The following is a 7,686-nucleotide window of genomic DNA, read 5'->3' as shown; positions in this document are numbered from 1 at the left end:
CGTTTAATTTTTAACCGGCAAAAGAAATCAACGAGTGGATTTAATAGATAGGCAAAACAAATTGCAATTAAAAATGGGCAAATAATCATATTCAACATTGAAAAAACAGGTTTAAGAATTGGGAAAATTAATTTAATAATATGGATAACGACTAGTACACCAATCAAAATAATTAAATAATTAATCCATTTATAATTTAAAGATTCATGTGATGGTTTCATCAGACTCCCCCTTGTTTTAACTATGACTAGTTTATCATACTCTAAATATAATTGTATTATTTTGGATAAAAAATAAGAATATATTTTAAGATAGAACTTCATATATATCTATGAGGTGAAATCTATGTCGCATTTCTAGGATTAACCTTAGCTATCAAAAACTCCGGTACTAAGACATCCATCATACAGATCGATAATAATAGCAGTCAATTTTTTATACTTTCCAAAAATAATTACCTATTATCTAAGACAATAAGATACTTTTATACATAAAAAAACCTCTCTTCGTCGGAGGAAGAGAGGTTTTGATAGAGTCATTCTCTTAAAAAATAATTAAATTATTTTTTTAAGTTGTAGAATGATTTAACTCCGTTGTAAACAGCTTGTTGTCCTAATTCGTCTTCGATACGTAATAATTGGTTGTATTTTGCAATACGGTCTGTACGAGACATAGAACCTGTTTTAATTTGTCCAGCGTTTGTAGCAACTGCGATGTCAGCGATTGTAGCATCTTCAGTTTCTCCAGAACGGTGAGATACAACTGCAGTGTATCCAGCTTTCTTAGCCATTTCAATAGCTTCGAAAGTTTCAGTTAATGTACCGATTTGGTTAACTTTGATTAAGATAGAGTTTGCAACGTTTTTCTCGATACCTTCAGCTAAACGCTCAGTGTTAGTTACGAAGAAATCGTCTCCAACTAATTGCACTTTATCTCCGATTTTCTTAGTTAAGTAATCCCATCCAGCCCAGTCGTCTTGGTCTAAACCGTCTTCGATTGAGATGATTGGATATTTTTCGCATAATTCAGCGTAGAAGTCACATAATTCTTCAGATGTGAATACTTTTCCACCTTCACCAGCTAAAACGTATTTTCCATCTTTGTAGAACTCAGAAGAAGCAACGTCCATAGCGATCATAACGTCTTTACCTGGAACATATCCAGCTTTTTCGATAGCTTCTAAGATAACTTTGATAGCAGCTTCATTTGATTCTAAGTTTGGAGCGAATCCACCCTCATCACCAACTGCAGTGTTTAATCCCATACCGTGTAATACTGATTTTAATGCATGGAATACTTCAGCTCCCATACGGATAGCTTCTTTGAATGTTGGAGCTCCAACTGGCATGATCATGAATTCTTGGAAGTCGATGTTGTTGTCAGCGTGCTCTCCACCGTTGATGATGTTCATCATTGGAGTTGGTAATTCTTTAGAGTTGAATCCACCTAAGTAACGGTATAATGGTAATCCAACGAAATCAGCAGCAGCATGAGCAACAGCCATAGATACACCTAAGATTGCGTTAGCTCCTAATTTACCTTTGTTTTTAGTTCCGTCTAAAGCGATCATTAAACGGTCGATTCCACATTGGTCAGTAACATCCATACCAACTAATTCAGGTGCGATAATGTCGTTAACATTTTTAACAGCGTTTAAAACACCTTTTCCTAAGTAACGAGATTTATCTCCATCACGTAACTCAACAGCTTCGTAGATTCCTGTAGAAGCTCCAGATGGTACTAAAGCACGTCCGAATGATCCACTTTCAGTTGTAACTTCTACTTCAACAGTAGGATTTCCGCGAGAGTCTAATACTTCGCGAGCATAAACGTCAACAATATAAGGCATGTATGACAGCTCCTTTTTTTCTAATTTTTTCACACTTCTTATTATAATACATTTTTTTGGAGATTAAAGATATTTTTCTGTTGTAAACGCTATTTTTTGTAAATTAAAGCTCATACTAATGAAACAAAATAAGCTCTTACATCATATTATTCCTCAATATCTCAATTTTTTTCAATACAATCTCTAATATGACCAAAATTTCAATTATTATGAATCACTAATTAAGAAATTTGACAAAAAAAAATCTAGCTCTCAGCTAGATTATATATTTCAATCCATTTTGATGGTGCCGGGTGCGAGAATCGAACTCGCGGCTACGCATTACCATTGCGTTGTTTTACCACTAAACTAACCTGGCTTCCACTTTTATATAGTACCATAAATATCCACCATTTTCAAATATAAACGTTAAATTTACCTCTTTAATTCTTGAATAAGTCGATTTTTTTCTTTGTCTTATCATCCATACCTTTTATCTTTATTATGGAATTTTATATTACAAATAATCACACCTATTCCCTATAAATTAAACTTCAATCATATATTGAAAGTATATATGAATCCGATTATAAATATTATAATTTACCGAAAATAATACCACTTTTTTTTACAAAAAGTAAAAGACATAACACCTTTTAGGCGCTATGTCTTTTTGAATATTATTTAATGATTGATTTTCCTGTCATTTCAACTGGTTGTTCAACACCTAATAATTGTAACATTGTTGGAGCTAAATCTCCTAAGTTACCTCCGTTACGTAACTCGATTCCTTGTTTAGTTACAATAACTGGAACTGGATTAGATGTGTGAGCTGTGTATGCTCCACCATTTTCATCTTCTAATTTTTCAGCATTTCCGTGGTCAGCTGTAATAATTGCAACTCCACCTTTAGCGATGATTGCATCCACAACTTTACCTAAGCACTCATCAACAGCTTCTAATGCTTTAACTGTCGCATCGAATACTCCAGTATGTCCAACCATGTCTGGGTTAGCGAAGTTTAAAATAATTGTATCATGAATATCTTTGTTAATTTCAGCTACACAAGCATCAGCTACTTCGTAAGCAGACATTTCTGGTTTTAAATCATAAGTTGCAACTTTTGGAGAGTTAATTAAAACTCGAGTTGCTCCTTCGATTTCTTTATCTACTCCACCATCGAAGAAGAATGTAACGTGAGCATATTTTTCAGTTTCAGCAATACGTAATTGTTTTAATCCATTTGCTGCAATAACATCTCCATAAGTATTAGCTAAGTCTTGTAATGGGAATACAACTGGCCCATTTACAGCACTTCCGTAAGACATCATTGAAATAAAGTATACATCTTTTGGCCCTTTTGATGAATCTAATGCTGGTTTACCTTCTTTTGCATAGTTTGCAACATTTTCTGGGTTAGATAACGCGATTGCGATTTGTTGTGCACGGTCAGGACGGAAGTTGGCAAAAATGACTGTATCTCCATCTTGAATTAATCCATTTTCATCAACAACAAAAGGAGCAACGAATTCATCTAAAATATCATTTTTGTAAGAAGCCTCTACACCAGCTTTAGCTGATTCGAATTTTTCTCCAGTTCCTTGAGTCATAGCATCGTAAGCTAATTGTGTACGATCATAGTTTTTATCGCGGTCCATTGAGTAGTAACGTCCTGAAACAGTCGCAACTTTCCCCATTCCGATTTCAGCTAATTTTGCTTCTAATGCTTCAACATATTCTAATGCAGATTTAGGAGCTGTATCACGTCCATCTAAAAATGCATGAACATAAACTTCTTTTGAACCTTGAGCTTTTGCAGCTTCAACTAATGCATACATATGTTCATTATGTGAATGGATTCCACCAGGTGATAATAATCCCATTACGTGAATTTTTTTGTTATTCTCTAAAGCATGTTTAACACCTTCTGCAATTGTTGCATCAGTATTTAATTCACCATTTTTAACCGCTAAGTTAATACGAGTTAATGATTGGTAAACGATGCGTCCTGCACCTAAGTTTAAGTGTCCTACTTCTGAGTTCCCCATTTGTCCTTCTGGTAAACCAACTCCTAATCCAGAAGCTTCTAAAGTGTTATGAGGATATGTATGGAATAAACGATCTAAGTTTGGCATTTTAGCCGCTTTAACTGCATTCCCAGCAGTTTCATCACGTAAACCAAATCCGTCTAAAATGATTAATGCTACAGGTTTTTTAGTCATATTGTTTCCTCCTTAAATTATCTATCTATAGTATACTAAACTTTAATTTATAAGTACAAGATTATCAGAATGTAAGCGGTTGTTAATTTGTTTTCAATCCTCTTTATTATCTATCATTCATTTAAAATCATACTCAACTTAAATTTGATTTAACATAAAAAAACCTTATTTATGCCATATAGTCATAAATAAGGTTCACGTTTGTTCTACTATTTCAAAACGATAGATACTCATCATCTCGCTTTAATCTTGATTTTCTTCTAATAAACGTTTCTTTTGATTGTCACGAATTTCTTCAGCCATTTCAGCTAATTTACGCATACGATGATTAATCCCAGATTTCGTTAATTTAAATCCTCTTTCATTTGAAATATCGCTTAAATAATTCAAATTTTCTTCAGGAAATTCTAAACGCAATTTAGCTACATGTTGTAATCTCTCTGGTAATGAATCAATTCCATATACAAAATCAATTAATTCAATATTATCAATTTGACGTTGAGCCGCCGCAATCGTTTTAGTTTCATTTGCAATTTCACAATTATTCAAACGATTTTCTGAATTTCTAATATCCCTAAAGATACGAACATCTTCAAAATTCAAGACTGCATTATAAGCCTCAATCACTCTTAAAAAATCACTGATCTTCTCAGCTTCTTTAATATACATAATATATCCCTTTTTACGCTGTAAAACACGAGCATTTAAATTAAAAACATTAGCTAAATCTTTTAAATCTTCTGCTAGTTCTTGATCTAATGTAGAAATTTCAAAGTGATACGATGATGTTTCTGGATTATTAACTGATCCTCCCGCTAAAAAAGCACCACGCATATACGCACGTTTACAACAATCATATTCTACTAAATCTTTTGCAATTCCAAGAACAAATCCAACACTTTCAGACATAATCCCTAATTCTGTTGCAATATCTCTAGCATTTTTTTTAATTCGAATAATATAGACATTATTCTTTTTTAATTGCATTTTTTTTCGTGATAATAAATCGACCTCTGTATCAAAGAGCTGTTTAATTAACTGTAGCGTTCGTCTTGCAATTGCCGCATTCTCTGTTGCAAAGTCTAAAACTAATCCTTTATTCGATAAAGAAATCACACCATTCATTCGAATTAAAGCAGACAATTCGGCTTTTGCACAACAATCATCTGACTGAATTTGAACTAACTCTTTTTTTGTTTCAGAAGCGAATGACATAATAATCACCCCTCCCTTTGTTCTTCGATGTCTAATAATAATGAGAAAATAGTTGCTGCTACTTTCTTAGTATTATGGCGCACTTCTCCTACGTTATTATAAGAAACTAATCGGCTCTTAATAACATCTATATTCATGTTTTCTAATACCTCTTCGTCAATGACAACCATATCAGAATTTTGATGTGTATAGCGTTCATAAGTACTATCGTCAACACTTTCATCATTTACAATAATCTTATCGATAATATGACATCCTACATGTTCTTCAATAACACGAACATGATCAGAAGCCGTCATACCTGTTGTTTCCCCTGGCTGGGTCATAATATTACAACAATAGACACACTGAGCTTCCGTTTTAACAACTGCATCAGCTATTTGTTTTAACAAAAGGTTAGGAATAATACTTGTATACAAACTTCCAGGGCCTAAAAGAACTAAGTCTGCCTCCATGATAGCTTCAACAGCTTCATCTAGTGCTGGCTCATCTGGATTTGTATAATAGACACGTTTAATTTTCTTATCTTCAACAGGAATGAGTGATTCGCCTTGAATGATTGTACCATCATCATACTCAGCACACAAGCATAACGGGGTGTTACTTACTGGTAATACTGTTCCTCGAACTTTTAAAACTTCACTTAACTTTTGAACCGCTGATGCAAAATCCCCTGTGATATTTGTCATTGCAGCAATTAAAAGATTTCCTGTTGGATGACCTGCTAATTCTGTTTCACCTTTAAAACGATATTGAAATAGTTCTTGCACTAGTGGTTCTACTTCCGATAATGCCACTAGAACATTTCGAATATCTCCTGGTGGTGGAACATCAAAATCACTTCTTAAACTTCCAGAGCTTCCTCCATCATCGGCAACTGTTACAATCGCTGTAATATCGATTGGATAACGCTTTAATCCTCTTAATATTGTAGATAACCCGGTTCCACCCCCGATTACCGCTACCCTTAAATCATACTCTGCCATTATTTTAGGCCCCCTTATTTTTTATGTGCTCGGTGGATATCACGGTGTTTTGAATTGGTTTTATAATCATTTTCAAAAGCGTGCGCCAAGTATTCAGCAATTGCAACTGAACGGTGTTGACCTCCAGTACATCCAATCCCAATGATCACTTGTGATTTTCCTTCAGCCTTATATTTAGGAATTAAAAATTGTAATAAATCTACTAATTTAGCTAAGAAGGTTGTTGTCTCCTCAAAACTCATCACATACTCATAAACTCCATCATCAAGTCCTGTTTGTGGACGTAATGTTTCAATGTAAAATGGATTTGGCAAAAAACGTACATCAAACATAATATCTGTATCAATCGGTGTTCCATGTTTAAATCCAAATGACATGAATGTGACGCTAAAATAATCTGAATCCAAATCCCCAAACTTTGTAATAATCTGCTGTTTTAAATCTTTAGCAGCTAGACCCGTTGTATCAATTGTAACATCTGAAATATCTCGAATTGGCTTTAACAACTCTCGCTCTTTATCAATTCCATCTAATAAATTTGTATCTCGTGATAATGGGTGTGTTCTTCGAGTTTCTTTATAGCGTTTTACTAATGTTGCATCATCTGCATCTAAGTATAAAACATGGACATTAACAAAATGACTATCTTGTAAGAAATAAAGCATCTCGTCAATTGAGTTAAAATCAAGTGATCTTAAGTCAATCACAACGGCTAAATTTACTGATTGCTCACTCGTACCCAAAATTAAATCTGTTAATTTAGGCAATAAAATAGGTGGAAAATTATCAATACAATGATATCCTACGTCCTCTAGACTATTCAGTACGACACTTTTTCCTGCTCCACTCATTCCCGTGACAATTAATAAGTTAATCTTTTTCACTATGACACCCTTCTTTCACTCTATTATCACTTTTTAATATTATTCATCTGTATTTTGAATCAGTTCAATTAACTCATATGTTGGTGTATAAATTTGAGTTGAAACGATAGGCAGATCTGACTCTAATAATTTCTTAATAATAAAACGATCACCTTCAAACATCGGTAATTCATCAACTTCTTTAAGGGAATGCCACGCTAATGAACCTTCACGGTTTTCCTCAATTAATTCACCAGTTGAATCCGTTGCTTTAACGGTATATAACATCCACTCTTTTTTTTCTAATTCTTCTTCAACTACAACCGTTGTAATAGCACCTAATTTTGCGTGCTTCAATTGTAGGCCTGTTTCTTCATAAAACTCACGTAGCCCAGTTTGAATAATATTCTCCCCAAACTCAGCTTTCCCACCTGGTAAAAACCATTTTTGGCGACTAGGTTTAAACAAAAGAAGAATTTGATCATCTTGCACTAATAAACTATGAACAACTCTCATTCGTTAGCCTCCTTCATTACTCCTTATTATATCATATAAATAGCAAAATAGAAAAA

The 7,686-nt window shown here is 33.7% G+C and carries 6 protein-coding genes, 1 tRNA gene and 1 pseudogene; all 8 read right to left on the bottom strand.

The window, feature by feature from the left end; all coding sequences use genetic code 11:
• Positions 1-221 (bottom strand): annotated as a pseudogene (locus tag J6D32_RS10265) (AI-2E family transporter); the annotation flags it as partial.
• A 338-nt stretch (positions 222-559) separates the two neighbouring features.
• Positions 560-1,849: a phosphopyruvate hydratase gene (gene eno / locus J6D32_RS10260; protein WP_006785196.1), complete on the bottom strand. Its 1,290-nt coding sequence runs from the start codon at positions 1,847-1,849 to the stop codon at positions 560-562.
• A 284-nt stretch (positions 1,850-2,133) separates the two neighbouring features.
• Positions 2,134-2,207 (bottom strand) — tRNA-Thr (locus tag J6D32_RS10255).
• 301 nt (positions 2,208-2,508) lie between these two features.
• Entirely contained in the window at positions 2,509-4,050 is a 1,542-nt protein-coding gene (gpmI, locus tag J6D32_RS10250; protein WP_287467653.1) for a 2,3-bisphosphoglycerate-independent phosphoglycerate mutase, read from the bottom strand.
• A 243-nt stretch (positions 4,051-4,293) separates the two neighbouring features.
• A complete protein-coding gene (gene whiA, locus J6D32_RS10245; protein WP_006785194.1) occupies positions 4,294-5,265 on the bottom strand; it encodes a DNA-binding protein WhiA in 972 nt (323 codons plus the stop codon).
• Between the two features lie 5 nt (positions 5,266-5,270).
• On the bottom strand, positions 5,271-6,251 hold the full coding sequence (gene mgfK, locus J6D32_RS10240; protein ID WP_006785193.1) for a gluconeogenesis morphogenetic factor MgfK: 981 nt from the start codon (positions 6,249-6,251) through the stop codon (positions 5,271-5,273).
• Positions 6,252-6,265: 14 nt separating this feature from the next.
• Positions 6,266-7,135, bottom strand: a complete 870-nt coding sequence (gene rapZ, locus J6D32_RS10235; RefSeq protein ID WP_006785192.1) for an RNase adapter RapZ — start codon at positions 7,133-7,135, stop codon at positions 6,266-6,268.
• 39 nt (positions 7,136-7,174) lie between these two features.
• Complete coding sequence (locus J6D32_RS10230; protein ID WP_006785191.1) at positions 7,175-7,630, bottom strand: NUDIX domain-containing protein; 456 nt, start codon at positions 7,628-7,630, stop codon at positions 7,175-7,177.
• Positions 7,631-7,686 lie beyond the last annotated feature (56 nt).

Source organism: Turicibacter sp. (assembly GCF_017941855.1).
GTDB classification, from domain to species: domain Bacteria; phylum Bacillota_I; class Bacilli_A; order MOL361; family Turicibacteraceae; genus Turicibacter; species Turicibacter sanguinis.
This window is presented reverse-complemented; position numbering and strand designations above follow the sequence as displayed.